The sequence below is a fragment of the Dethiosulfatarculus sandiegensis genome, assembly GCF_000931935.2.
Taxonomy (GTDB): Bacteria; Desulfobacterota; Desulfarculia; order Desulfarculales; family Desulfarculaceae; genus Dethiosulfatarculus; species Dethiosulfatarculus sandiegensis.
In genome coordinates this window covers 195,779-222,265 of the sequence record NZ_AZAC01000008.1, presented here as the reverse complement: position 1 = coordinate 222,265, position 26,487 = coordinate 195,779, and the positions used below count along the sequence as shown (strand labels likewise).

Here is a 26,487-nt window from a genome sequence, read left to right as displayed (position 1 = left end):
TCAGTCGTCGTCTTCGTCGGCCTCAACCAGCGCCATTTCGACCAACTGGGTCAGGTCCATGACCTTTAAGTCTACTTTATTGCGCCTGACAAAGGTGGCCATGGAACGCACGCACTGCTGACAGCCGGTGACCACGGCCTCGGCGCCGGTGGCCAGGGCCTGGTCTATCTTGCGTTTGGCAATGCCTGCGGAGAGGTCCTTGTCTATCATCTCCAGGTTACCGCCGCCGCCGCAGCACAGGCAGTTTTCCCGGTTATCGGCCATCTCCACCAGGTCCACGCCGGGGAGGGCATTGATCACCTGCCTGGGGGCCTCAAACTCCCGAGCGCCGCGGCCCAGGTCGCAGGGGTCGTGGTAGGTGACCTTCATTTTAAGCTCTTCCAAGGGCAGGCGTTTCTCATTGATGAGCTTATTCATATATTGGCTGGCATGATAAAGCCTGAATTCCTTGGGATAATGCTCCAGCCACATCACATAGCAGGAGGGGCAGGCGAAGACCACTTCCTTGGCCCCTTTTTCCTTTACCGCCTCCACGTTGTGCTCAATTATCTCTTTGGCCTTTTCAAAGAGGCCGCCGCCCAGAAGCGGAAAACCACAGCACCACTCTTCTTCCCCCAAAAGGGTGAAATCCACCTGGGCCCGGTCCAAGACCTGGCTAAGGGCAAGAGGCACTTTCTGGGCCAAAGGAAAGAAAGAGGCTACGCAGCCGGTGAAATAAACCGTCTCGGCGTTCTCTTTCTGGTATTCATGATCCGGGGGATCATCCAAGTCATCGACCCATTCGGTGCGTTCTTCGTTATCCTCGCCAAAAACATTGTGCTCATCACCTAAATTTTCAGCGATGGCATCGAGCTTGGCAGGGTAATGATCTGCATGGTAAAGCTCAGAACGCAGTGTGAGCCAAAGTTCTTTCAAATGAATGCCTGAGGGACAGACCTCCTGACAATTACCGCACAAAGTGCAGCGATATACTGTCTCGGAAAACTTTTCCCATTCCTCCTGGCTGGGAGTGCGGCCCAAGAGTCGGCTCAAAAAACCGCCTCTTGATTTAAGCGCCCCGCGCAGCCATTTTAGGCGATGCACACCGGACAATTCCCCGTCCAGCGAAGCCTGAACCGCCGGGCAAATATCTGCACAGGCCCGGCAACTTGTACAGGCGTCCAGTTCCATCAACTGCCTGATTGTGAAGTCCTGGTTAGCCACCTTCACGGCTTTCCTTTGCAGACGCTCGGCGATTACACACCGCTCGCCCGCCTTAGCACACCCTTTTTAAAGATGCGGTTTTCTATTAAATCAGCCTCATGGCCCGGAGCCTTGGCAGCAAGGGCAAAAGCTCCGGGCAACCGGTCCCTATGAAAAAGGCCGGGCGGGCATCGCTACTCTTTGTATTTTTCCACGTCGGCCAGAACCCATTTTTCAATGGCGTCGGCGCCCTTGATCAGGTCTTCCAGCTCGGCAACATCGTTGGCCTTGACCTTGTACATCCAGCCTTCGCCATAGCAATCCTGGTTAATCAGGCCGGGATTGATCTCCAGGTCGTCGTTAACGTCTTCCAACACGCCGTTGACCGGGCTGATGAGTTTCCCCAGCCACTTGCCGCTCTCGACTTTCGCCAGTTTTTTGCCTTTTTTCAACTTTTTGCCAGGATCAGGCAGCTGCACGTAAACAATGTCACCGGCCAGCTTCTGGGCAAAATCATCCATACCGATAGTCAGCATATCGCCGTCCACCTTCACCCAGAAATGGTTTTCGTCATAGTAAAGGTCTTCCGGGACGTTGTATCCTTGAATCTCCATCTTTTAAATCCTTTCCATGGGGGATCTTGCTAATCCTGCCAGGAGCGGCTCCTTGGCATGTATTTAATCCCCGGGATATGGCACAGCTTCCTCTTGCTGTTGTTTTAGCCGGGCCCGTCCCCAAAAGACGGGCCCATTGCCCTATCTAAATACCGTTACTTTTCCTGGTGGTCGTGATGTCCCTTGTCAGCCGCTCCCATGGCCAGAATCACTGGAGCCAAGATGATGTGGAACATGCGACTAAAGGGCAAATATGCCACAAAAGCACCGGTAAGAATCACATGGCCATACCAAAGCCAGCCATAAAAATCATTTAGCCACTGCCCCTGGCCAAAGAGTTTACTCAACAAATAAGCCACAAAGGCATAGGGAGCGCCCTGGGTCAAAGCCGGAGTCATGGCCAAACGCACACCCTCCAGCACAAAGCCCAGAACCACAATCCCCAAGAGAAGCCCCATGGCCCACCAGTCCGGAGCGGGCAGCTTTTCAGGACCAGGAGCGTCTTTTTGTTTAAACCGCCTGATCAGGGCGGCTGCCACGCCTGTCAACACCATCACCCCGGTCAAATCAAAGACAAAGGCGGTAATGGGATGGTCGTTGTGAATCAAAACCCAGCTGAATTCAGCCTCGGGCAACTGAGTGGTTCCGAACAAGGCGAAAAGGCCCCAGATAAAGCGCACCACAAAAGGCAGGAATATCAGGCAATGAATCAAACCACGGGCAGGTGAAACCTTCCAAAGCCTGCGTTGGCAAAGGCCGTCTAAGAAAAATGCCTTGAGAATGCTTCCGAGCCTGGCGCTGAACAAGCCGCCCAAAACAGCTTTGATGCCGCCTGCCAACTTGGCGCCCGCACCTTGAGCCGATGTACCGGGCAGGGAACCGCCGAGCCAGAAGGAAACCGCACCCAAAAGCCCCACACAGAAGATAATCAGGGCCACTATGGTGGTGGCGTCTCCCACGCCCAAGGTGGCGGCGTGACAAGGCATGCACATGATGCTCTTGGCAGGCAAGAGGGCGGCCGAGGCTCCCACCCGGTTGCCCGACTGATGGCAGCGGCGGCAGGATTCAGTACCCTCGCGGCTCACCATCTGGTGAGCGCCGGCCCCTTTATCAGGCCCGGGGGCTATTTCCCAGATAATCACAGCTTTTTCTTTGTCAAAGCCGGGCACAGCCCCCTTTAAATGGCAGGCCTGACAGGGAACCCCCACATGAGCGTCCCTGGCCAAGCCGGGCTCATGCCGGGTGTGACACTCGAGACAATCGGTGACTTCCTGGCCGGAATGGGGATAAGAAGCAGCCTTGGGGTGACAGGTCATACAGCCAAAGTCCGCATGGGGATGGCCGCCAAACAGGGCGGGCTCCATAACGCTCACGCCTTTGGCTGCCTTTTCCTTGGCATGACATGCCTGGCACATATTACTGAACCGCTCATCAGCCAGCTCTTCCCCTTTTTGGGGAGTTGAGTGACAGGCCAAGCACTCCTGGTCCTCTTCCAGAAGAGCAGGCAGCTTATCTTTGGACTCGTGGCACAAAGAACAGTCCCTTGCCTTGGCCGCGTCCGGGCGCTCGCCCAGGCTTTCAGCCACCACCTGCTGGTGATGAGGATCGTGACAGGCCGCGCAGTCCTGATATTCAGCCGGGGTGATCTGCTCACCCGCATGTGAACCTTCGGCAATCTCAGCCAGGACCTCGTCGTGACACTCGGCGCATTTCTGGGCCAAGACCTTGGGATCGTGGGCCTTGTTCACCCGTGCGGGATCAGGGTGTTCCCCCATGTCGGAGTGACAGTCGCTACAACCCATGGAGTTGTGAATAGAGGAATGGTACAGGCCGGGATCAATGAACCAGGACCGTTCTCCAGCCTGGGCCAGACCAGCCGCAAACAGGAGGGCCAAAAGGACAAAAAAACAGCGTTTCAATACCTTAGCTGGCAAGGCCAGTCTCCCTTTTCATCCGGGCCAGGGACCAGGCCCGCCCGGTAGGAACTACGCACAAACAAGGCAGTGAGAAGATTTTTCCCTTTATTTGCCGTTGTTTGCCAGGTCAATGAAAAATCAAAGGCCAGAGACTTTCGACTTATAATTCAAGCTGTTAAAGCCTTGATAAAGCCTCCGGCACCCCCTATTTTTACTTTTCCTCGGGCCGGACGACATTTTGTCCCGGCCTTTTTTCGTTCCAGTATGCCTTTGACTAACCTCGGGCCGGAGGCTTTCCGCCTTTTTCTTCCCTATCTCGAAAGTATAACTTTTAAGGCCAAGCATCCGCACCTTGCGGCTATTTTTTATATGCAATATCAGCCCCGGTTTTTATGGCCTGAGCCCAAAAATTCAAACCGTCACCCTGAACCGGGCTGTTTAACACCAATATCCAGTGCTCAGAGTTCCTCAGTTCCCGCCCAGTCCTCGGCCTGCTCAAGGGTCCAGGGTTCAGTCTCAAGATCAAACAATTTTTCCAGATGACCCTGCATGCACTCCCTTACCTCGGGTCCATTTACAGACTTGCCCAGGATCTGAGCCATGGAGGTCATGCGAATACCCGTGAAGCCGCAAGGATTGATCAGGTCGAAATGAGTCAGGTCGGGCTCGACATTCAGGGCCAGGCCGTGAAAGGAAACCCCCCTGCGCACGGCCACTCCGATAGAGGCGATCTTTTGGTCCTGGCCGATCCATACGCCCGGCCTTCCCTTGATCCGCTCGGAATCTATACCGAAATCTGACAATACCGAGATGATCGCCGATTCAAGGCCATGAACCAGACGGCTGGGTGAAAGTCCCATGCGGTTTACATTGAACACAGGATAGGCCAAAAGCTGGCCCGGGCCGTGATAGGTGATGAGCCCGCCCCGCTCCACTTTACGCACGAGAATCCCTTTTGCCTGCAAAAGGGTCTGGGGGACCAGGATATCTGTTTCTTCGGCCCTGCGGCCCAGGGTGAAAACAGGCTCGCTTTCAGTAAGGATCAAGATGTCGTCTAAGTCATTACCCCTTTTTTTGGGGACCAGCCGCCGCATAAGCGCCCAGGACCGATCATAGTCTATGTGATCGCGGCTTATCACTTTTGTGTGATATTTCTGATTATTGGTTAGGGCGGCCTGGTTTGACTGAGGTTTTGACATGGTTTAAATCGATCCTTTTAATTTGCCCAGATGAAAAAGGAGCCAGAAAGAAAGATACCTTTCTCAAGCTCCTTATGCACCACAAATAGTTGCTTCTGTCAATAATCTACCTTGTTTTTCCCTTTAAGCCCCAGTATTTTTCTGGCTTGATCGGGAGTTGCGATCTCTCTTCCCGCGTCCTGGGCGAGCCTTTTTATCCTCTCCACCAGCTCCTTGTTCGATTTTGCCAAAACACCGTCGGAAATATGGACATTGTCTTCCAGGCCAATGCGAATATGACCGCCAAGTTCAACAGCCATCGGGAACAATCCAAAATAGCCGAATCCCACCATGCCGCTTAACGACCAAGTGTAATTATTGGGGCCAAAGAGTTTATCAGCTTTCCTGATCAAAAAGACCAGGTCTTCGGCTTCGGCCCTGAGTCCTCCCAGCAGGCCCATGACAAACTCCAGGTGCAGGGGAAGTTCTATGTTGCCCTGCTCGACCAAGAGGGCCAGGTTGTAGAGGTGAGTGGCTCCAAACAACTCGACTTCCGGCCTTATGTCATGGCTATTTAACACTCTACAGATATGCTCGCAATCTCCGAATGTATTCTGATAGATGAAATTCTTGGAATCAGCAAGAAACTTGGGTTCCCAGTCGTATTTCCACTCATCAGCCAGCTTCAGGCGATTATGAAAAGCGTAGTTGCTGCTGCCCGACACAAACGCCGCCATTTCCGGGCTGTATTTTTCCACATTGGAGCAACGCTCAGCCACCGGCACCTCGGGCATGCCGGGCATGGTCATGGAGACCACCGCATCTGTGCGTTTACCGACCTTTTTCAATACAGCACCGAAATGCTCGGGATCGTTACTGGGACGGCCGTCCTTGGGATCACGGGCGTGCAGGTGAAGGATAGCGGCTCCGGCTTCGGCCGCCTCCACCGCGGAATCCGCAATTTCGTCGGGAGTGAGGGGTAAATAAGGGCTCATGGTGGGTACATTGCACCCGCCGGTAACACAACAAGTAATGATTAGAGGCTGCATGGCAGGTCTCCTATGCATGGATTGGAGCAGAATATAGAGAGCAAACAATGCCCAATGCCGGGTCTTCAGGCCGGGCGGGAAGGGATGGGCACGTCTGCCCTTGAATTACCGGTACAGGACCCGGACCAGGCCCGGCAAAACCAAGGCCTGGTCCAGGCTGAGCTTGTTATTTAGGTTGATAAATCGCCCAACCCAGGGCATCCCTGGCCGCATCGGCCAGTGATTCCGCTATGGTGGGATGGGCAAAGCACGCCCTGGCCAGATCTTCCAGGGTTGCCTCCATCTGAATGGCAAGCACCGCAGCGCCGATGATCTCAGTAGCCATGGGGGCCAGAATATGAACTCCCAGCACCTCGCCGTATTTTTCCTCGGCCACCACCTTGAAGACACCGTTTGACTGGCCCTGGATCATGGCCATGGGGCTGACGCCCATGGGGGCCTCGCCCGTTATCACATCGTAATCCAGATCTTCGGCCTGTTCTTCGGTAAGTCCCACACTTGCAGCCTGGGGCCTGGTGAAGCACATCCTGGGTATGGCATTGGGGTTAAGCTTCATGGAACCGCCCATGACGTTTTCCCCGGCCACGATTCCCTGGGCTGAAGAAAGATGACTCCAGCCGTCCACCCCGGTCACGTCGCCCACGGCAAAGACGCCGGAGGCTTTGGTTTTCTGGCACTCATCCACTGTGAGATCGCTTAAGCCCACAGTATCCAGGCCCAGGCCCTCAAGGGCCGGTTCCCGGCTCAGATAAACCACTTGATCGCAATCCAGGATCTGGGTCTCGCCCTTTACCTCAAGTTTGGCCTCTAGACCGGCTCCCTTGGCAGCCAGGGAAACCACCTTGGCCTGATTAAGTATCTGCAAGGGACCCTGATTGATTATGGAGCGCAGGCGCTGGCTGATATCGCTGTCCTCGCCGGGAAGTACATTCCTGGCTTCTTCAACAACAAACGCCTCGCCGCCTGTGGCCACGAAAAACTGGGCCAGTTCCAACTGCCAGGGGCCGCCGCCCAAAAAGAGAACCTTTTGGGGAAGCTTGTCCTGGGCCAAAAATTCGGTGGTGTTCAGGACCTTGTCCAGGTCTCCACCTTCGATATCCGGTCTCACCCATTTATTGCCGGATGATATAAGAATGGAGTCGCCCTCCAGGACTTCATTGCCGACCGCGACCCTGCCGGGTCCGGCCAGGCGGCCTTCACCAGCAACCATCGTGATGCCGTTGCTGGCTAAAAGGCCCTGGGTGCCCATGGAGAAATATTCGGTGAGCTCGGACTTCTGAGTCCAGAGTGAAGCCTGGTCAAAACTGCCCTGGCTGTCTGCTTTAAAGCCCTGGTTCGGCGCGGCCTTGAACTCGGCCATGCGCTCCTGGGCAGTGCTCAGGTACTTGGTTGGTATGCAGGCGCGGTTAAGGCACAAGCCGCCCCATTTGTCCGGCTCCACCACAGCCACCTTGCCCCCCAACTGGGAGGCCCTGATAGCCGCGGCCACACCGCCGGGTCCTGCACCGACTACTATAAGATCATACTCCGCCATAGGGTGCTCACTCCAGCATAAGCAGGGGGTTTTGCAAGAATTCCTTGAGGGTTTTCAAGAAAGCAGCCCCTGGTGCGCCGTCTATAACCCTATGATCGATGGTGAGGCTCAAGCCCAGCATGGGCTCGACCACCACTTCACCGTCTTTGACCACCGGTTTTTCGGTGATCCTGCCTATACCCAAGATTGCACTCTCGGGGGGGTTCACAATGGGGGTGAAATGATCGATGTCCCAGGCCCCCAGGTTGGTGATGGTAAAGGTTCCGCCTTGCAGGTCGTCCGGCATAAGCCCGCCTGATTTGGCTTTTTCCACCATCTCGTCAAAGGCAAGGCTGATGGCCTTCACACCCTTGATGTCGGCGCGCCGCACCTTGGGAACCACCAGGCCGTCACCCAGATCCATGGCCACGCCCACATGCACCTGAGCCCATTGTTTGATAACATCCCCCACCACACTTGCATTCACAATGGGATGGGCTTTCAAGGCCTGGGCAACGGCCTTGATGATTATTGCATTGTAGGAAACCTTGATGCCTTCTTTGGCGTAACGATCGTTAAAGAACTTGCGCAGTTCCATAAGGCCGGTGGCCGAAAGTTCGGTATGCAAGGTGAGCTGGGCCTGTTCCTGCAAGCTTGCGTGCATGTTGTTGAAGATAACCTTGCGCACGCCGGAGATGGGAATCTCCTCTTTGCAGGTAAGGGCCATTTCGTCGTCCGGAAGGGCTGCGGCCGCGGCGGGAGCCGGGGCGCTGACGCCTTTTTCCAGGGCGTTCAGAATATCTGCCTTGACGATTCTGCCCCCGGGACCGGTTCCGGGAATCAAGGAAAGATCCAGATCATGCTCCTTGGCCATGGCCTTGGCCAGGGGCGAAGCCTTGATGCGTCCGTCAGCCGGAGCTGCGGCTGCCGCAGCTGCCGGAGCGGCTGCCTTGGCTTCTTCTTTTTTCTCTTCCGCCGGAGCGGCTTCAGCCGCTGCGCCTGCCGCAGCCGGAGCCTCTGATTTAAGTTTTTCCAGCTCGGCTTCGTCTGCGGCCAGATAACCAACCACCTGGCTCACCAGAATCTTGGAGCCGGCCTCCACTATGGGGTGCAAAAGACCTGCCCCCGGAGCAGGCATCTCATAGGTGACCTTGTCGGTCTCAAGCACCAGAACAATATCTTCTTCCGCCACCTTGGCGCCGGCGTCCACGCTCCAGCTCACCAAAACGGCCTCTTCCATGGTAAGCCCCAGTTTAGGGACAGTCAGTTCGATAGCCATGGGCCCTCCTCACTTACCGATAGGTCACGGCGCGGGCCGCTTCAATTACGTCTTCCACCTTGGGCAGCACAAAGTCTTCCAGCACAGGCGAGAAGGGAAGCGGAACATCCTTGGTCCCCACTCGTCCCACAGGGGCGTCCAGGTAGTCGAACAATTCACTTTGAATCCTGGCAGTGAGCTCAGCGCCAAAGCCACCGGTCACGCAGGCCTCATGCACGATAACCGCGCGGTTGGTCTTTTGCACGCTCTTGGCCACGGTATCCATATCCAGTGGTTTCAAGGTGCGCAGATCCACCACCTCGGCCGAGATATCCATCTTGGCCAGCTCGTCGGCCGCCTGTTTGCAAAGGTAGTAGCCGCTGCCATAGCAGAACAGGGTCACGTCGGTGCCCTCGCGCTTTACGCCGGCCTTGCCCAGGGGAATTATGTATTCGGAGTCCTCGGGTACATGACCTTCCTTGGCAAAAAGCCTTTTGTGCTGGAAAAACATCACCGGGTCATCGTCTCGGATGGCGGCCTTGATCAGGCCCTTTACATCTCCGGCCTCTGAAGGCACCACCACCTTGAGGCCCGGGGTGTGCACAAACCAGGATTCCAGGGACTGGGAATGCTGGGCCGCGGCCCTGAGTCCGGCACCGTCCGGGCACCAGCAGACCATGGGTAATTTCACCTGGCCGCCGAACATATAGCGGATCTTGGCGGCCTGGTTGACCAGCTCGTCCATACCGCAGGTCACAAAGTCGGAAAAATGGAAGTCCACAATGGGCCTCATGCCGGTCAAGGCAGCGCCCACACCGCAACCCGCAATGCAGGACTCGCTGATGGGAGTGTCTAAAATCCTGCCCGGAAAAGCCTCGGGCAGACCTTTGAATTGACCAAAAATGCCGGCATGAGCTGTCAAATCCTCACCAAGGATGAAGATGGTCTCATCACGGCTCATCTCTTCGTGCAAAGCCTCGGCCAAGGCGGCCGAGCTGCTCATGATCCTCTCGGACATGGTTATTCTCTCCAGGAAGCTAGGGATTTACGTAAAGGTCTTCCAAGGCCTCTTCAGGCTTGGGATAGGGGCTTTGCTCGGCGAATTCCAAGGCCGCGTCCAGCTTGGATTTAACCTCGTCCCATATCTCGCCGGAGATTTTCTTGGTGAGAATCTTTTTCTTGGTCAGAAGCTTCTCAAAACGATCGATGGGATCGTTTTCGCCAAAGCGCTTTTCCACTTCTTCCTGGGTGCGGTATTTCTGGGGGTCGCCCTCAAAGTGTCCCCTGATGCGATAGGTCTTATTCTCCAGGAAAGTGGGGCCTTCCCCTGCCCTGGCCCGGGCAACCGCCTCGGCAGCGGCCTCGCGCACGGCCAGAACATCGTTGCCATCCACAGTCACGCCGGGCATGCCGTAGCCTTTGGCCCTTACGGCCAGCTCAGGCACACTGCAGGAATAGGTGGAAGGTGTGGTGGAGGCCCAGCAGTTGCTCTCCACGCAGAAAATAATCGGCAGTTTCCAGATGGAAGCCATGTTCATGGCCTCGTGCACCGGGCCCCTGTTGCTGGCTCCGTCACCAAAGAAGCAAACCGCCACTTGGTCGGTTTTGCGGTACTTGATGGAAAGCCCGGCCCCGCAGATAATCGGCGGGCCACCGGCCACAACGCCATTGGCTCCCAAGATGCCCAGGGAGAAATCCGCGATATGCATGGAGCCGCCTTTGCCCTTGCAATAACCGTCTTTCTTGCCGAAAAGCTCGGCCACCATGCGGTTTAAGTCGGCTCCCTTGGCTATCATGTGGCCATGGCCACGGTGGGTTGTAGTAAGATAATCATCCGGCCTCAAGGTGGAGCACACCCCTGTGGATGACCCTTCCTGTCCGATAGAGAGATGGATGAATCCGGGAATTTCACCGGCTGCGAAATGCTCTCCGGCCAGGGTCTCAAACTGCCTTACAGTCACCATGGTCCGGTAGAGGTCCAACAAGGTCTTTTTGTCTTCAGGCATAAATGCCTCCGTCAGCCTTTTTGTTCCTTGATTAGGAGCCGTTTGCGGCCCTTACCGCCCGGCTCGTTATTGCCTCCTAAAGAAAAAGGCCGGATCAACCGGCCTTTTTTTATTGCTAAACCATCAAGGCCCCGCCATTGGAATCAAGGCAGGCGCCAGTCATAAAGGAAGAGGCGTCGCTCACCAAAAAGGCGATAACACTGGCCTGTTCCTCGGGCTTGGCCCAGCGGCGCAAGGGAGTAGCCGCGCTGGCGCGGTCCCTTTCTTCTTTCTGGGCCGAGGTTTCAGTCATGGGGGTGATGGTGGCCCCGGGGCAAAAGGCGTTGACCCTGATGCCGTTCGGACCCAGTTCGCGAGCCGCATGACGGGAAAGTCCCACCACGCCGTGTTTGACGGTTGTGTAATGGGCTCCGCCTAAAATAGAGGTGGAGCGCCCGGCAAGGGAGGAAACATTAACAATAGAGCCGCTTTTCTGCTCAACCATGACCTTGGCGGCCTCCTGGCAGCAGTAAAAAACGCCTGTCAGGTTAACGGCGAGCATAAGATCCCATTCCTCGGCCGGAATCTCGGTGAAGCCGGTTCTCCTTAAGATGCCCGCACTGTTCACCATGAAATCCACAGAACCAAAGGATTCTTTTGCCTTGAGCACCATGTCCCGGACCTGGCCTTGGTCGCTGACATCCACTTTTAAGGTCACGGGTTCTTTGCCGCCCGCCTCTTTTATCTCGGCGGCCAGTTCCTGCAAAGGCTCAAGCGCCATATCCGCCAACAACAGACCTGCTCCGGCCGCGGCAAGATTTAACGCGGTGGCACGACCTATGCCGCTGGCTGCACCGGTGATGATCCCGGCCTTGGCCGCCAGATCTTCTTTTTGTGTATTTGCTGACAATTCTTCCTCCTGCGTAAATAATATATTATTTAATATATTATTTTTAAAAACCAGGCAACAAAAATCCTTTACTTGCCTGAAAAGTTTTTTTCCCACCATAAAAAAGCCGACATTTCTCAATAAGCGATAAAAGATATCGAGATCTGTCTATCTTCTTGATTAAAAGTTTTTGTGAATCTATAAATATAAATATCAACTCATATATTTTTTCGTATATAATACATCCAACCACACTGATTTGAGGTCCAGAAAAAGAGTCTTCTTGGATTCGAGAAAAACCAGGGAGAAAATCAGTTTGATTTGTGCCAGTGTCCCCGTTTGGCTGCCTAGCAATGAATGTCAAGTGCGCCAAATCAACCATACTCAGAGAACGAAGTGAGCGAGCCTTGAAAAAGCCATCCTTAACTGAGCGTGCATACGAAGAGATAAAAAAACGCATAATACATTTCCAATTAAAGCCGGGGACCAGGTTGAAACTGGATGAATTGGCCCAGGCGCTGGGTATGAGCCAAACTCCCATACGGGAAGCGCTTAACAAACTGGAACAGGAGCAACTGGTCGAGCGCCCCGCCAAAAAAGGTTTCACTGTAAAGGCCCTCACGATTCAGGAAATTGAAGATATTTACGACTTTCGCATCGCCCTGGAAGTGCTGGCCGCAGAACAGGCTGCCCGGCGTATAACGTCAAAAGACCTTGATAAACTGGAGACCATCCAAAGGCGAATTCCCCAAAAACAGGCTCAAGGAGAAAAAAACGAGGTGCTTCGCCTTAGCCAGGAATTTCATGCCGTGATCATGAACGCCAGCGGCAACCAACTCCTGGCCGAAACCGGCCAACGCCTTTTGGAACGCATCTGGATGCTGCAAAACATAAATCTGCTCACCAGCGACCATCTCACCGACGCTCATCGCGAGCACTCAACGATTGTGGAGGCCTTGCGCAAAAGAGATCCGGAAAAGGTTTCCACATTGATGAGGCAGCATCTGATTCTGGCCAAAAAATTTATTGTGGCCAGACTTAACAACCAGGACGATTTCCTTTCCACCTTTATCTACGGTTCCGACTTCGGCACAATCTAAGATCCCTAAGCCCAGAACCTTTTTTTAAAAGATCCGGCTTGAGCCGGCCCCGAAACAATTTATCCGGGTCCGGCTCAAGTTTTTGACAACTTAAACTCTCAGGTAAAGATTAAATTCTTCACCCGAAATTCCAGCTTGGTCCGTTTAGGCGCCAAGGGTAACCCTGGGAAGCCAGAGCACCAGCTCCGGAAAAACGATGCACAAAAGCACTGCCAAAGCCTGCAGGAGCACAAAGGGAATAACTCCCCAGTAAATATCCGTGGTCTTCACCTCCGGCGGAGCCGCTCCCTTGACAAAGAAGATGGCATAGGCAAACGGAGGAGTAAGGAAAGACATCTGCAGGTTCAAGCAGACCAAGAGGCCGAACCACAGGGGATCGAATCCCAGGGATATGGCCACCGGCAGGAAGATCGGCACGATGACATACAAAAGGCCCTGCCAGGAAATGAAAAAGCCCAGTATGAACAAGATGCCCATCATCACGGACAGTACAAACCACTTACCAAAAGGCATGGCCATCAATATGCTTTTGATCAAGGCGCCGCCGCCCAGGAACAAAAACACGGAGTTGAAAATACCCGCGCCGATGATGATGAAAAACACCATGGCCGTAACGATCAGGGTGGTATAGGCAGCGTCCCTCACCTTGACGTAGGTAAGCTTTTTGTAAGCTGCGGCAACCAAAAGAGCGCCAAAAGCGCCCACGCCCGAGGCCTCTGTGGGAGAAGCCACACCGCCGATAATGGAACCCAAAACGGCGATGATCAAAAACAGGGCGGGAAGCATCTGCTTGGCCGCTTTTTTGTAAAGCGCAGGGCCTCTTTCAACCGCCTCTTCATCGGGAATTGCCGGCGCTAATTCAGGACGCAGCCAGCAGCCGACGGCAATGTAAACCAGGTACAAAAACGCCAATAAAAGGCCAGGGAAAAGGGCCGCCGCAAAAAGCTGGGCCACGGAAAGGTTGGCCATGGGGCCATACATAACCAGCATCACGCTGGGCGGAATCAGAATTCCCAGGCTTCCCCCGGCGCAGACCACACCGGTGGCCAGCCCCTTGTTGTAATTCCTCTTTAACATGGGAGGAACAGCCAACAAGGTCATGGTGGTGACCGTGGCGGCGATAACGCCTGTGCAGGAGGCAAAGATGGTGCAGGTTACGACTGTGGCTATGGCCAGGCCGCCCCTGATTTTTCCGAACAGCTCATAAAGGCTTTGGAAAACACCTTCGGCAACCTCGCTTTTCTCCAGGATTGTACCCATGAATACGAAGAGCGGAACAGCGATTAGTATCTCGCTTTCCATTACTCCGTTAAACTTCAACATGGCCATGGGGATGATCATATCCCCCTGGAAAATCAGGCCAAAGACCACGGACAAGAATAACAAGGCAAAGGCCAGGTGAACGCCTCCTATAACCATGACAAGGAGGATGCCCATCATGACCACGGCGGCCAGCTGATCGGGGCTCATTGCTGATTGCCTTTCTTCAAGGTATGGATATTTCTGATAATGTCAGCGACGCACTGCAAACCCAAAAGGAAGAAACCAATCGGAATCAGGCTCTTGGAAGGTCCGGCCGGAAACATCCAGTTGGTGGTGGAAAGGTTTTCACCGCTGATCCAGGCTTCAGCCGCATAGATGACTCCGCCATAGGTGAAGAGGATCATCGGCGGCAGTATGATCACCAGCGAAATAATGGTGTCATAAATCAGTTTGCCCCGCTCGCTTAAGGTGTGATAGAAAATGTCGATCCTGATATGCCCATTGCGGTAAAGGGTGTAGGCCCCTCCGATCAAAAACTGGGCGGCAAAAATCATCCAGCAGGTGTCGTAACCCCAGCCGGTGGGGTTATTCATGACATGACGGGCCCAAACCTCATGCATGACAACCAGCATGAGGGGTATCACCAGCCAGGCGGCGATAGCGCCGGTCCATTCGCTGATTTTGTCAATAATACGCACAAGTCCCATTTAGTGTCTCCAAGACCGGACCCTTGCACAAGACAAAGGGTCCGGTCCTAAATTTTAGGTCAAGTTGATAAGCCTTAGTCGAACTTGGTCAGGTCGTAATAGGGCTTGAAGTCCGCGATGAATTTTTTCTGGGATTCCCAGACTTTCTTGAAGAAAGGATCCTGGGCGGATTTTTCTTCCAGAATCTCAAAGGCGAGCTTCCTGGTCTTGGCCTGGTCTTCCTTGGAGAGCTTGGTGGTTATGATGCCGTATTTTTCGATTTTCTTGTTGAATTTGATGGTGTCCTGCCAGAAGTCGGCGTAACCCTGGAAGGTGGCGACCATGGCGGCCTTTTCCACGATAATTTTCAGGTCGTCGGGCAGGGCTTTCCAGGACTTGGGTTTGATAAGAAGCTGGAAGATATTGTTGGACATATGCACCGGAGGACCAAAGCGATATTTGCAGACCTCGTGCAGACCCAGGGTGTAGTCATAGGAAGCTTCCAACATCTCGGTGGCGTCGATCAACCCCCTCTGCAGGGAGGGTAGCACCTCGCCGCCGGGCAGAAGCACCACGGAAGCACCGAGTTTTTCCCACAGGTCCATGGAAAGGCCGGCGGCCCTGATCTTGAGGCCCTTGAAGTCAGCCAGGGTTTTAATGGGCTTTTTGGACCAGATCTCTTCTGGAGGAGTAAGACCGCAGGGGAAGACGATAACCTTGTCGCCGTACATTTCCTGCTCCAGCTCCTTGCCGCCGCCGGCATAGAGCCACAGGATCAAGTCGTCAAACTGCAATACGCCGCCCGGCAGGGTGTAGAAAAGGTCGCCGGCGGGGTATTGACCCTTTTGATAGGCAGGGGTGTTGGCTCCGAAGTCCAGAATTCCGCCGCGCACGGCATCAAAAATCTTGGTTCCGGGCACAACTTCACCGACATCGTGCAGTACGATCTCCATACGGCCGCCGCTCATCTCTTCCACGTACTTCTTCCACAGGACAATGGTGTACTTGCCCAGGGGAGAGGAAATGCCAAAAACGCTTTGACCTTTCCAACGTATCTTGTCAGCGGCGAGAGCCCCACCGGCCAGCATGGTGATAGCAATCATCGCAGCCAGTACTACGACGAGCGGCTTGAAGCTTTTGAACTTCATGGGTCTACTCCTTTTGTGTATTCGTTACCTGACATTTTGTGAGACATCGTCTCGGTTGGTAGCCAATATGCGGCCTGTAGCGCCAACCTGGAACCCAGGCCTATCTAACCGCTTGATTTATTTAATTTTTCTTGTCAAAGATGAGTCGTGTTACAAAAATATTAAAAAATATATTTTTTAATACATGGTAAGACTTTGCCAAACTGAGAAGAAGCATGTCAAGCCCTTTTTCTGCAAAAAGCCAAGATCATAAATGTACAAATGGCTCCCGAATAGAGTCTCGCAGCTTAAATACCCTTTGAAATAGACTTTTCTTGTTTTTAAAAACGATTCTAAATTTCATTGAGAAAAAGCCTGACCAGCCTTAGAAATATTTCGTACATGTTACAGGGTAACAAAAAAAAGGCATCACAGATAAAGAAAAAAGGCAACCTACTGAAAAATCAAAAAAATTTTGAACACACAAAAAGAGAAAGAAAGGCTGGTTTAGGGTCAAATACTTGATATATCAACTCTTACTGAGCAAAAACAGGAGGGAATTTTTTCAAGGGATTAAGTGAAGTGGAAAAATTAAGCGAATGGTTATGTGAATTTTTTCTTTTGTTTAATCGAGGAATAAGGATAAATCCAGGCAACTTTCTGATATTACATATTTTTCAACAGGCCATCGTAAGATTTAGCCGGTCCTTGGCCGGTGCAGGCAAGCAGCTTTTCGGTATAGGAATCAGTCGGATGGGCAAGAACTTGGCCGGTGGGGCCCATCTCCCTAATCCTTCCCTCCTTGAGAACCGCAAGGTCGGAACAAAGCCAGGCCACCTGCCTTAAATCATGGGAAATGAAGAGATAGGAAAATTCCTTTTCCTGCTTGAGCCTTTTCAAGAGATCCAAAATCCGCGCTTGCAGGTCCGCGTCCAGACCGGAAAGCGCCTCATCCAGGATGACCAGGGTGGGCCCGCAGATGATGGCCCTGGCCATTGCCACCCTTTGGCACTGCCCGCCGCTTAATTCATGGGGGCGTTTTTCCAAAAGGCCCTTATCCAGCTCCACCAGGTCCAGGTAGTGAAGCACTTTTTGCCTGCGCTCAGGCTCAGGCCACCCGCCAAAACAGATAAGGGGCTCTTCCATAAGCTGGCTCACCTTTAAGAACGGATTCAGATACATCATCGGGTCTTGCCAGATAACCTGAATCTCCTTGTGTAAAAGATGCCTTTCTACTTTGGAAAACAAATTGACGTCCTGGCCCCTAAACAGTATTTGGCCTTGATCGGGTTTTTCCAGCCCTAAAATAAGATTCGCCAGGGTGGTTTTTCCCGCGCCGGACCCTCCGACCAACCCCCAGGAAGACCCCGCATAGATCTTCAGGCTTATTTGGTCCAATACCTGTTTACCGGTTTCAGCCGATCCAAAACCTTTACATATCCCTTTAAATTCAAGAAGAGGCATTGTCATAAATCTGATCCAGCCTGTCCAGCCCGGCCAGCAAACGCCTGGTCTTGGCATGTTGCGGATTTCCAAAAAGGCTTTTGGTATTATTGAGTTCACACAAAGCGCCCTGATCCATCACCCCGATTTCATCTGCGATTTCACTCACAGCTCTCAAATCATGGGATATGAAAATCAGGGCGGTGCCCACAGTGCGGTTAAGTTCCTTTAAAAGCCCTATCACCTTTTCTCGATTAACGGCATCCAGGCCGGATGTAGGCTCATCGGCGATCAAAAGCCCGGGTTTCAAGGCCAGGGCCAGGGCCAAAAGCACCCTTTGGCGCATGCCCCCGCTGAGCTGCCAAGGGTAATGCTTCAGGCAATCTAAAGGTATATCGACCTGTTTCAGAAGCGCAACAGCCATGAGCCCGGCCTTTTGAGCCGACAGGCCAATCACCTTGATCAAAACCTCCCTTATCTGGCTGCCGATTCTGAGGTTGGGGTTTAAGGCGGAACCGGGGCTCTGAAAAACCAAAAAAATCTCTCTACCCCTTAATCTGCGCCAGGCCTTGGGATTATCAAGCAGAACTTCCCTGCCCCGCCAGAAGACCTCTCCCCGGCTTATTTGGACAGGCCTTGGCAATAAGCCGCTCAAGGCGCAGGATAAGATACTTTTTCCGGCCCCGCTGGCCCCCACCAGGCCCAGGGAGCCGCCGTTTTCAAGGGTAAGGTCGATCCCCCTTAACAGCCGCCTGCCGCGGGGCGGCCGGTCCGAGTCAACCGACAGCCCGCAAACCTTTAGCAAGGGTTCATTACAACTCACCTGCCTGCCTCACTTCCAGGGCATCCCTTAAACCTTCGGCCAAAAAGTTAAAACCCAAAACAGCCAATGTCACCATTGTGCCCGGAGCCAGCATGAGCCAAGGGGCGCGGGTGAGGTAAAGCCGGGATTCCTGCAACATGGCTCCCCATTCCGGAATCGGCGGTTGAGCGCCCAAGCCCAGATAGCTGAGCCCCGAGATTCCCAGAATCATCCATCCGGTTTTAAAGGAAGCAGCCACCAGTGTCGAGGGAAGAACCTGGGGCAACAGGTAATATCTGAGAAGCCTGCCTCCCCTGACTCCGCAGACAATTCCACCTTTTACATAAGGCTTTTCCCTGGCTGTCACGGCAAGGCCCCGCACAAAGCGGCCCCACCAGGCCCAGCCCGCTCCGGCCAGGGCCAGGGCCAGACTGAAAAGGCTTGGCCCCATAACCCCTGTCAGGGCCAGGGCCAGAACCAGGCCGGGAAAGGCCAGAACCACATCCATAAAAATATTCATTACCCCTCTCAGGCCGGGTTTGGCAAGGCCGGCGGTTAGCCCGGCCAGGGCTCCCAGGAACAAGGCCCCCATTGAAGCGAGCAGCCCTGCGCAAAGGGTGTAGCGGGCTCCCAGCAGAAGCCTGGAAAACACGCACCTGCCCAGGTGATCCGTGCCCAAGGGATATGAAAAGCTGGGCGGCTTAAGGCGGTTTAACAGGTTGGCGCCAAGGGGGTCATGGGGCATGATAAAAGGCGCCAACACCGCAGCCAGGCCCAGCATACCCAGGATCAAAAGCCCTGCCGTGATGAGACTGTTCATTTTAGGCCGCATGGTCATGCCCGGCCTTTAACCTGACCCTGGAATCCAATAAGCCGTGTAGCAAATCAACTGTCTGATTGGCCAACACGTAAACCAGGGCCATGACCAGAACCACGCCCTGGACCACAGGCAGGTCCCGGGACAATATGGCCTCCATGGCCAGCTTGCCAAGGCCCGGCCAGGCAAAAACGTTTTCCACGATAACCGCTCCACCCAAAAGGCTGCCCAGGGTTACTCCCCACAGCCCCAGAACCGCAGGTATGGCATTGATCAAAAGGTGTTTAAACACAACAACCCTGCCGGGCAGGCCGGTGGCAAAGGCAAAGCGAATGTAATCCTGCCCCATAACCTCCAGCACAGTAGCGCGCAACACCCTGCCCTGGCCGGCTGCCAGGCCCAGGCCCAGGGTGATAACCGGCAGAACCAAATGAGCCGCCGTGCCTCTTCCCATTACAGGTAAAAGCCCAGCCTTTAAGGAGATAAACCAGATTAAAAGCAACCCCAGCCAATAGTTGGGCAGAGAAACGCTTAACACCGCCCAGATCCGGCTGATCCGGTCCCAGTTGCTTCGGCTGTGCCAGGCGGAAAAAACCCCGCTTACGGTGGAAAGAAAAACCACAAAAATAAAGGTGCAAAGGGCCAGCTCCAGGGTGGCGGGCAAACGGGAAAGGATCTTTTCAAGGACCGGCTCACCGGTGAGCCAGGAATCACCCAGATCCAGAGTCAGAAGTTTTTGCAGCCAGCGCAGGTATCTCACCGGCAAAGGGTCGCCAAGCCCCAGGCTCTTGCGCAACTTTTCTATCTGCTGAATATCCGGGCTTTGATTGCGCTCCTGTAATATGATCTCAGCCGGATCTCCGGGAGCCAGCTCGGCCAGGCTGAAGGTTAAAAGGGAGACACCCAAAAGGACAGCCAAAAGCCGTAAGAAATGCCTGAGCCATGAGGATTTGAACCGGATTTTTTGCAAAGCGCCTGTCTCCCTTACGCGCCGGGCTTCTGCCAAACTAATAGCGCGGCCTCCACCCTGCCCCGTGACTTTATACGGCCATCAGTGGTTTTCGGAGCCGCCCAATCCTGCAAAATCCGGTCAACCTCCAGGCCTGACTTACCAAAAATCTTAAAATAAGAGGAGAAATACTTAAGAACCCTATCCTTGTCCAGATCAAGCTCAACCGGCAGGGAAAAATGCCTTAAATCCGGCATGCGGCCGCTGGTAAGGAGATAATTAAGAGCACAGGTCAAATGCAAATTGGAGAATTCAAGGGGCTTATCCATGATCCGAGACCAAAGCTCCCTGCGCCAGGGAACAGTCTCGCTGCCTGTGCCTATAACCAGGGCCACTGCGCCCTTGCTCAAACTTTCCAAGCTGCCCAATCCGTCAGGCCCCATGGCTGGAGGAAAAAAGCCCGCAATCACCAGACCATACAGGTCCAAAGGTTTATAATCCCGCCAATCCCCCCACCAGGTTTCAAGGTTTGACAAACCGTGTTTCTTTGCGTTCACCTGCGCTGTCCTGAGCATTCCCCGGGAGTTATCCAGAGCGGTTACCTGTTTGGCCAGACCTGCCAGGGGAACAGCCAGGGCTCCGGGACCCGAGCCCACATCCAAGACCCTGGTGTTTTGATCCAAGTCTCCCTTTTGGCAGAGGGCATGGCCCACAGCCCGGCCCAAAACCCAGGGATTGCCCCACATCTCAAGCCATATATCCGACACCCGATCATAAAAATCCAGCCATTTCTCAGGGTTGGCCTTTTGGGTGGTTTTGAGCAGAGAGCTTTGCCGCACCTGTTGCCAGGCGTCACACCAAAAATCCACAGAACCGGGAGACTTATCACCTATCATTGGCGAATCACCGTTTTGTTTCATTTCTCTAAGGCCTTGGCCTGGCCATGGAAAGGCAGGGCCTGAAGTTGTGGTCCATCTCAAACAAAGCCACCTTGGGGCCATGCCCGTAAAGGGAGATCTCATGATACAAGGGCAACAGGGGCAAAAGCTTGTTGAATCTTTCTTCTATCTGTTCATAAAGGCTTTGCCTCTTTTTAAAATCCGTCTCAATTCTGGCCCGGGCCAGGAGCCCGTCGGTCAACGGATCCTTGAGGCCCGTATTTCTGGCTCCATTGGAAGCAAAGTAATAGGTGTAAAAAAAGTCCGGATCACCGGTCATCAGGGTATTGGGTTGCAGGGCCAGGTCAAAGCCGCCTTTGTTCAGGGCGCGATAGTATCCCCCTGCCTCCAGCACCTTTATCTTGCTTTTAACTCCCTCTTGGCTAAGCCGTTGCTGTAGGACCTGGGCCATGGAAAGATAGGGCCACCTTTGCAGGGTTCCTCCGTGCAAAAGGATTACCAAGGGCCTTTTTACAGCAGGCTTAAGCTTTTTGCCTTCCTGGGGATTGATCTTTTTGAAAACCCAATCCGCGGCCAAGGGGGTGAAAGGGCTTTGGGCCACATAACCTGTGCCTTGGGCCAGAATCTCCACCAATTCTTTTCTATTCAGCAATCCCGCCAGCCAGTGACGGCATTCCCCTTTACTGAAAGGCTTTTTACCGCAGTTAAATAATAGATAATGGGTGGTGGCCACCTGCTTTTGCTTTAGGTTTATACCAGGCGCGGCCTTAAGCTCCCCTGCCTGCTCCGGCAAAATCGCCCCCACGTCGGCTACGGCGTCCACTTCGCCCGCCATCAGGGCCATAAGCCTGGTCTGGGCGTCAATTACGGATTTGAAGACAACTCTTTGATAGACCGGTTTTTTACCCCAATAGTCTTCAAATGCCTCCAGCTCAACCCGCTGGCCGGGTTTTATGTTTGCGACTTTAAAGGGCCCTGTGGCGATCAATCGGCTGATCCTGCCTTTCGAATCATAGGTGCCGGTTTTAAGTATAGGGCTGGAGTAATAAGCCAAGAGATTTGGCAAATTGGGGCAGGGTTCTTTGGTGCGCACAATAAGAGTGTGGTCGTCCGGGGCTAAAATATCAGAAACCTGACGATAATTCCCCGTGGGGTCGTATTTGGGATTTTTCCAGATCCGCTCAAGGCTTTTTTTGACATCGGCGGCCGAGAGCGGGGTTTTGTCATGGAAAAACACCTTGGGCCGCAGCTTAAAGATCCAGGTCTTTTGGTTGTCCCTGGCCTGCCACGATTCAGCCAGCCAGGGCACGGCCCTCAAATTCTCATCCAGATAAGTCAATCCCTCCCAGGTATTGGTGGAGCCGTGCAGAAAACTCCTGCTGTCAGGTCCGTCGTAAAAATCCCGCCCCACCCCAATGGTAAGCAGGGGGGCTTCCTTTTGGGCCTTGGCCGGAACAAAAGAACCCGGAACCAGGACCAATGCAATAAACAGGCAGGCAAACCATTTGTGCAATAATAATTTTTTGGGCAAGGCAAAAACCTCAGAATCACCGAACAAGGGCCGTTGTCCCGATAAACGGCAGGACAACGGCCCTTAATCAAATTAGAACAAATACTTGAATCCTACGGTGGCTTCCAGGAAACGACCGGGGTTCACATATACGATCTCAGTGGCATATTCCTTGTCAAATATGTTCACTGCCGAGAACTGGGTGGTGAGGATAAGATCTTCACTCAACTTCCAGTCCCTCCAGATCTTGGCATCCACGGTTTCGTAGGAATCCATGTGGAAATAAGGCAGATCCGTGTTGTCATCGTCATAGTAACGACTGTCCGAGAAACGGACCAAAGCCTCTGCGTTAAAGAGTTCGGGGTTAAGATAGCGCAGTCCCACACTGCCCCAGTAATCAGGGGCGTTTCTGAGCTGGTTGCCATCGTTTTTGGGATCATCCGCTATGCGGGAATGGTTCAGGGTGAAAGCGGCAAAGAGGCTCAACTCATCTGTGATGCGCTGGTCCGCCTTGAGCTCCAGGCCGTAGATCTCGGCCTTGCCCAGGTTTTTGGTGCGGATAATGGAGCCGCCCGGCACATAGGGGTTCTCATCATAGCTGTAGGAGACCATATCCTTGATCTCCCCGTAATAAACCGTGGCTCCCAGATAGGTGCCGGTGCCAGGGAAGTTCACATCCAGGCCCATGTCGCTCATCCAGGTCTTTTCAGGCTCCAGATCCGGATTGGCCTCGCGCCAGGCAGTGCCGGTTTTAACGGTCTGGAAGAACCAAAGGGCGGTGCCGGGCCAGAATGCCGTGCCCACGGATGCCCTCAGGGCGTAGTTGTCGTTGATCTTGTATTTCACGCCGCCCCGGTAGGTGGTGGTGTGTTTCTTCACCTCGTCCGGACGCTGGGGATCACAGGACTGGATAAAGACATCATGGTAACGCCAGTGGTCATAGCGCACACCGGCCATGAGGGTCAGCCTGTCGTCCAGCAACATATGCTGATCCTGCAGGTAGACCGCAGTCTGGTCGGTGGTCCACTCAGAGGTGCTGCTGGTGCCGGAAAGGACGTAATGGTCTGTGCGCTTTTCCTTTTCTCTTGACCAGAATACACCGGTGGTGAGGATATTGTTCTTGCCCAGGTAAAAGTCTGTCTGCACCTCAAAGGGGGTGTGTTCCCTGGTCCAGTCACGACGGCGATTCACTGTCGGGTCCAGCACCACACGACCGTTTTGCATGGAAAGGCCGTTGGTGTATTGCTGGGGATGATCATCGTGCTGATATCCGAAAGTGGCCTTGAACTTTCCAATCGAGGACAAGGGGGTTTCGAACTTAAGAGAAGAAACCAGAATCTGGCCGTCGTCATTAAGAATCAGGTTCTTCTGACCGCCATAAAGATAACGCTGGTTAAAGTTGAGCGAAAGTGTAAGGCTGGTTCCCCTTTCGGATTCCCAGCCGAATTTACCGGCCAGCCAGGAGTTCTGATACTCATTGTCCTCGTAACTGGCTTCCCGTAAATACTGCTTTTTACCCCGCTGATAAAGCTCAATCATGCCGTCCAGGGGCTTCATCTGGTAGCCGTCCGAGTAATCACCGGAATAGGAAAGATAGTAGTTGAAGTTACCGACCTGGTCTCCGACCCTGGCGTGGGGCCTTATGGTGTTGTTTGAGCCATAGGCTATGCGGCCCAGGGCTCCCATGCCCTTTTCACCTCTTCTGGTGATGTAGTTCACCGCGCCGCCGGAGGCATTGGGACCGTAAAGCGCTGAAGATGGACCTAAAAGCACATCCACCTTTTCAACGTCATTGGGATTCACCGCCACAGACAAAAAGGGATTCAGGGGCATGCCGTCGACCAGATAAATGGTGCGGCCGATAAAGTAACCGGTTCCGCGCAGGTGGATCCAGGGAGGTCCCCAGGGGTAGTACTGGGCAACATGCACACCGGGAACATCCCTGATAAATTCACCAAGGTTGTTCATAAAAGGCGTGGGTTGAGAATCAATATCCTCCCTGTCCACAGTATGCATGGTAAAAGGCACGGTGCTCGGGTCCACCTCTGTTTTGGTGGCCGTAACCGTCATTTTATCCATTACCTGTTTGGAATCATCCGCCAAGGCCCAGGCCTGGGAGCTTAAACCTCCCAACAAAAACCCCAGGCAAAGCACCCACCTAAGACACTTCTTTGCAAACACACACTTTCTTTTCACAAAATTCCCCTTAACTCAGGCGTAAAACACAAAAGGCCGACTCCCTTTCGAGGGAGTTGGCCTTCTTGCACCAGTAACGCCCATCACCGCTTGAGATTCCGGTTCTTTGCTTGGAGCCTTGCCGGAAACCGCGGTGAAAATGTTCACCACCGGACGATTCGTTCAAATCCAGCTCAGATAATCAGCTTCCATAAATAGGAGTTTAGAGAAAAAATGAGGCCCCCTAAATGAAAACGCCCCGTTATCAGGTTAAAAAACCTTTTCTCTCACACTCCTTGAGCCGTCTTCTAAACAGCCTTGAATTCTCCACCTTAGCTTCACACTTCTGTGTGTATTTGTTGCCTGTGTTTAAAACAGTGTTTGAGGCATGTCAAGTAAAAAGCAAACATTAATACTGTCAAAGAAAACCCCTATTCTTAACAGTAAAAAAATGACTTTAGGGCTTTCAGGGAAAACCTTGCAAGTGAAAACCACTGGCGGGATATAGGCGCATCCCATCTAAAAGCAATATTCATAAGGTATTGGCGATGATCAGGCGGAATTATCTAAGAAGCCGGGGTTTAAAAAAAACGATGGTAACTTGCTCATATAGCCAAATTTTCTAAAGGCGCACAGTGGGCTTTTGGGAAACGCTCCACCGGGTTGAAAATCTATCCGGCAAGCAAATCCCGGCCTTGTTCCGTTTGGGCCAAAAAATCCCTGGCCACCATTACAAGGGCCTTGCCGGAGAGCATTACCTGATGCATTAAAATACTTAAGGCTGTCTTTTCATCAACCTTCTCCCGGTCCATCAAGACCCCTTGGGCTCTGCTGATTATCTTTCGTTCTTCAAGAGATTTGTAATTACCCTTGATTTTCTTTTCCAGTTTTTGCAGTCTCTGCGCAGTATTAATCGCCTGGTAAATAGTCAAGCCCAACACATTCTTATCCACAGGGCAGACAAGACAAGCCAGGGCGCGAGCCTCATCGGCCAAACATAAAAAGGCTTGATCCGTTCTTCTGGTCAGTACAATCAAGGGGTGGAATATCTTTTTTTGCATCAGAGCCACTCTTTTCAAACCGCCATGTCCTATTTCATCGCTTAAAAAACAAATCACTTGCGGTTTTATGTTCAGCCAGGTTCTTTGAAAAGCACCGGAAAGAAGCATTACCTCTTGGCATTGATGACCGGAGTCCTTGACAATAGCGCTGTATTTTTTGAGCCGAACGGAATTTCCCCCCAAGAGGCAGACAGAAAAGTTCATAACCAGGCTTCCTTATTCAAGGATAAAAATTCTTCTCTAGGCACCAAGAGGATCACAGACAACCCTTTGGCTGAAGATTCATATTCCACCCTGCCCCTAAGGTCGTTTATGCTGATGGCCTTTATAATCCGCATACCCAGTCCAACCGGATTCTGCGGGTCCAGCCCTTTGGGCAAGCCCGGGCCGTTGTCCTGAACCCTTAAGACGAAATTTTCCTCGCTTGATTGGGCCATGACCGCCAGGTGCATTTCAAAAGAACCGTGTGCGGCATGAATGAAGCAGTTTGATATAACCTCATGCAGCCAAAGGCTTAAGGGAGAGCAGATCCTGAGGCTTAACTCCAGATCAAGAGCAGTCAAAGACAGTGAAAGCGGTTTGCTTGAACGCCAGCTTATTCGGTTGACCACCTCCTTTACCAGCCCCTTGACTGTGGGCAAAGCACCACGGTCAGCCAAAAGGGTGTAGGGAGTGCTAAGAGCGCTTATCCTGCTTTCCATACCGCGCACCAGAAGGGAAGATTCTACTTTTTCCGAGGCTGCCAAAGCCAAAAGGTTTGAAATGGTTTGAAAATCGTTTTTAACTCTATGGCAGATCCCGCCAATTGAGTTATGCCTTGTATTGCCGTTTGTATTTTTCAGGCTGTTTATATTTTCTTTTTCCACGGACCAAAGCCTCCATTACTTAAGGGAAACAGGCTTCATCCATATGGTTCAAATAAAAGCCCAAAGTGAATAGCCGCAAAAAACAGCTCAACATGAATAAGTTATTTTCCCGCCTTGGCTATTTGCAACATACCACCCCGGGTCATTACCCGCGGCCGTTATCGGTCTGTCTGCTTGCTAAGTTTCAGATTACTAAAGTTTTAAA

At 53.0% G+C, this 26,487-nt stretch carries 24 protein-coding genes; 1 reads left to right on the top strand and 23 read right to left on the bottom strand.

Annotated features, from left to right (window positions below; translation table 11 throughout):
* The 11 genes from X474_RS06430 to X474_RS26445 form a co-directional block, all read right to left on the bottom strand.
* Positions 1 to 1,209, bottom strand: a complete 1,209-nt coding sequence (locus X474_RS06430) for a (Fe-S)-binding protein (protein ID WP_231688296.1) — start codon at positions 1,207 to 1,209, stop codon at positions 1 to 3.
* Positions 1,210 to 1,376: 167 nt separating this feature from the next.
* Entirely contained in the window at positions 1,377 to 1,796 is a 420-nt protein-coding gene (gene gcvH, locus X474_RS06425) for a glycine cleavage system protein GcvH (protein WP_044347547.1), read from the bottom strand.
* 155 nt (positions 1,797 to 1,951) lie between these two features.
* Positions 1,952 to 3,730, bottom strand: coding sequence for a cytochrome c3 family protein (locus X474_RS06420; protein ID WP_156360647.1), 1,779 nt, complete (start codon positions 3,728 to 3,730; stop codon positions 1,952 to 1,954).
* Between the two features lie 440 nt (positions 3,731 to 4,170).
* Positions 4,171 to 4,911, bottom strand: coding sequence for a lipoyl(octanoyl) transferase LipB (gene lipB / locus X474_RS06410; protein ID WP_052514936.1), 741 nt, complete (start codon positions 4,909 to 4,911; stop codon positions 4,171 to 4,173).
* A gap of 98 nt (positions 4,912 to 5,009) precedes the next feature.
* A complete protein-coding gene (locus X474_RS06405) occupies positions 5,010 to 5,939 on the bottom strand; it encodes a beta-keto acid cleavage family enzyme (RefSeq protein WP_044347544.1) in 930 nt (309 codons plus the stop codon).
* 166 nt (positions 5,940 to 6,105) lie between these two features.
* Positions 6,106 to 7,473 (bottom strand): dihydrolipoyl dehydrogenase family protein, encoded by a 1,368-nt coding sequence (locus X474_RS06400; RefSeq protein WP_044347543.1) that lies wholly within the window; start codon positions 7,471 to 7,473, stop codon positions 6,106 to 6,108.
* Between the two features lie 7 nt (positions 7,474 to 7,480).
* Complete coding sequence (locus tag X474_RS06395; protein WP_044347542.1) at positions 7,481 to 8,731, bottom strand: dihydrolipoamide acetyltransferase family protein; 1,251 nt, start codon at positions 8,729 to 8,731, stop codon at positions 7,481 to 7,483.
* A gap of 13 nt (positions 8,732 to 8,744) precedes the next feature.
* A complete protein-coding gene (locus X474_RS06390) occupies positions 8,745 to 9,728 on the bottom strand; it encodes an alpha-ketoacid dehydrogenase subunit beta (protein WP_044347541.1) in 984 nt (327 codons plus the stop codon).
* Between the two features lie 19 nt (positions 9,729 to 9,747).
* Positions 9,748 to 10,716: a thiamine pyrophosphate-dependent dehydrogenase E1 component subunit alpha gene (locus tag X474_RS06385; RefSeq protein ID WP_044347540.1), complete on the bottom strand. Its 969-nt coding sequence runs from the start codon at positions 10,714 to 10,716 to the stop codon at positions 9,748 to 9,750.
* Positions 10,717 to 10,831: 115 nt separating this feature from the next.
* Complete coding sequence (locus tag X474_RS06380; RefSeq protein WP_044347632.1) at positions 10,832 to 11,605, bottom strand: SDR family NAD(P)-dependent oxidoreductase; 774 nt, start codon at positions 11,603 to 11,605, stop codon at positions 10,832 to 10,834.
* A gap of 43 nt (positions 11,606 to 11,648) precedes the next feature.
* Positions 11,649 to 12,044 (bottom strand): hypothetical protein, encoded by a 396-nt coding sequence (locus X474_RS26445; protein WP_197282002.1) that lies wholly within the window; start codon positions 12,042 to 12,044, stop codon positions 11,649 to 11,651.
* Between X474_RS26445 and X474_RS06375 the strand changes: the two genes are divergently transcribed.
* Entirely contained in the window at positions 11,938 to 12,684 is a 747-nt protein-coding gene (locus X474_RS06375) for a GntR family transcriptional regulator (RefSeq protein WP_082464190.1), read from the top strand. The genes X474_RS26445 and X474_RS06375 overlap by 107 nt on opposite strands.
* Before the next feature lie 144 nt (positions 12,685 to 12,828).
* Here X474_RS06375 and X474_RS06370 read toward each other — a convergent pair whose 3' ends face one another.
* From X474_RS06370 to X474_RS06315, 12 genes are all read right to left on the bottom strand, one after another.
* On the bottom strand, positions 12,829 to 14,154 hold the full coding sequence (locus tag X474_RS06370; protein WP_044347538.1) for a TRAP transporter large permease: 1,326 nt from the start codon (positions 14,152 to 14,154) through the stop codon (positions 12,829 to 12,831).
* Entirely contained in the window at positions 14,151 to 14,654 is a 504-nt protein-coding gene (locus X474_RS06365; RefSeq protein ID WP_052514934.1) for a TRAP transporter small permease subunit, read from the bottom strand. The genes X474_RS06370 and X474_RS06365 overlap by 4 nt, the downstream gene beginning before the upstream one ends.
* A 74-nt stretch (positions 14,655 to 14,728) precedes the next feature.
* Positions 14,729 to 15,781 (bottom strand): TRAP transporter substrate-binding protein, encoded by a 1,053-nt coding sequence (locus X474_RS06360; RefSeq protein WP_044347537.1) that lies wholly within the window; start codon positions 15,779 to 15,781, stop codon positions 14,729 to 14,731.
* 645 nt (positions 15,782 to 16,426) lie between these two features.
* Positions 16,427 to 17,158 (bottom strand): ABC transporter ATP-binding protein, encoded by a 732-nt coding sequence (locus tag X474_RS06355; protein WP_197281997.1) that lies wholly within the window; start codon positions 17,156 to 17,158, stop codon positions 16,427 to 16,429.
* A gap of 52 nt (positions 17,159 to 17,210) precedes the next feature.
* Positions 17,211 to 18,026, bottom strand: a complete 816-nt coding sequence (locus X474_RS06350) for an ATP-binding cassette domain-containing protein (protein WP_082464188.1) — start codon at positions 18,024 to 18,026, stop codon at positions 17,211 to 17,213.
* Complete coding sequence (locus X474_RS06345; RefSeq protein ID WP_052514942.1) at positions 18,016 to 18,825, bottom strand: ABC transporter permease; 810 nt, start codon at positions 18,823 to 18,825, stop codon at positions 18,016 to 18,018. Before X474_RS06345 ends, X474_RS06350 begins: the two co-directional genes overlap by 11 nt.
* 1 nt (position 18,826) lies before the next feature.
* Positions 18,827 to 19,792, bottom strand: coding sequence for an ABC transporter permease (locus X474_RS06340; RefSeq protein WP_044347534.1), 966 nt, complete (start codon positions 19,790 to 19,792; stop codon positions 18,827 to 18,829).
* Positions 19,793 to 19,806: 14 nt separating this feature from the next.
* Positions 19,807 to 20,667, bottom strand: coding sequence for a class I SAM-dependent methyltransferase (locus tag X474_RS06335; protein ID WP_044347533.1), 861 nt, complete (start codon positions 20,665 to 20,667; stop codon positions 19,807 to 19,809).
* A 28-nt stretch (positions 20,668 to 20,695) separates the two neighbouring features.
* Complete coding sequence (locus tag X474_RS06330) at positions 20,696 to 22,228, bottom strand: ABC transporter substrate-binding protein (RefSeq protein WP_044347532.1); 1,533 nt, start codon at positions 22,226 to 22,228, stop codon at positions 20,696 to 20,698.
* A 45-nt stretch (positions 22,229 to 22,273) separates the two neighbouring features.
* On the bottom strand, positions 22,274 to 24,376 hold the full coding sequence (locus X474_RS06325; RefSeq protein WP_044347531.1) for a TonB-dependent receptor: 2,103 nt from the start codon (positions 24,374 to 24,376) through the stop codon (positions 22,274 to 22,276).
* 650 nt (positions 24,377 to 25,026) lie between these two features.
* Complete coding sequence (locus X474_RS06320; protein WP_044347530.1) at positions 25,027 to 25,620, bottom strand: ANTAR domain-containing response regulator; 594 nt, start codon at positions 25,618 to 25,620, stop codon at positions 25,027 to 25,029.
* Complete coding sequence (locus X474_RS06315; RefSeq protein WP_044347529.1) at positions 25,617 to 26,282, bottom strand: sensor histidine kinase; 666 nt, start codon at positions 26,280 to 26,282, stop codon at positions 25,617 to 25,619. Before X474_RS06315 ends, X474_RS06320 begins: the two co-directional genes overlap by 4 nt.
* Positions 26,283 to 26,487 lie beyond the last annotated feature (205 nt).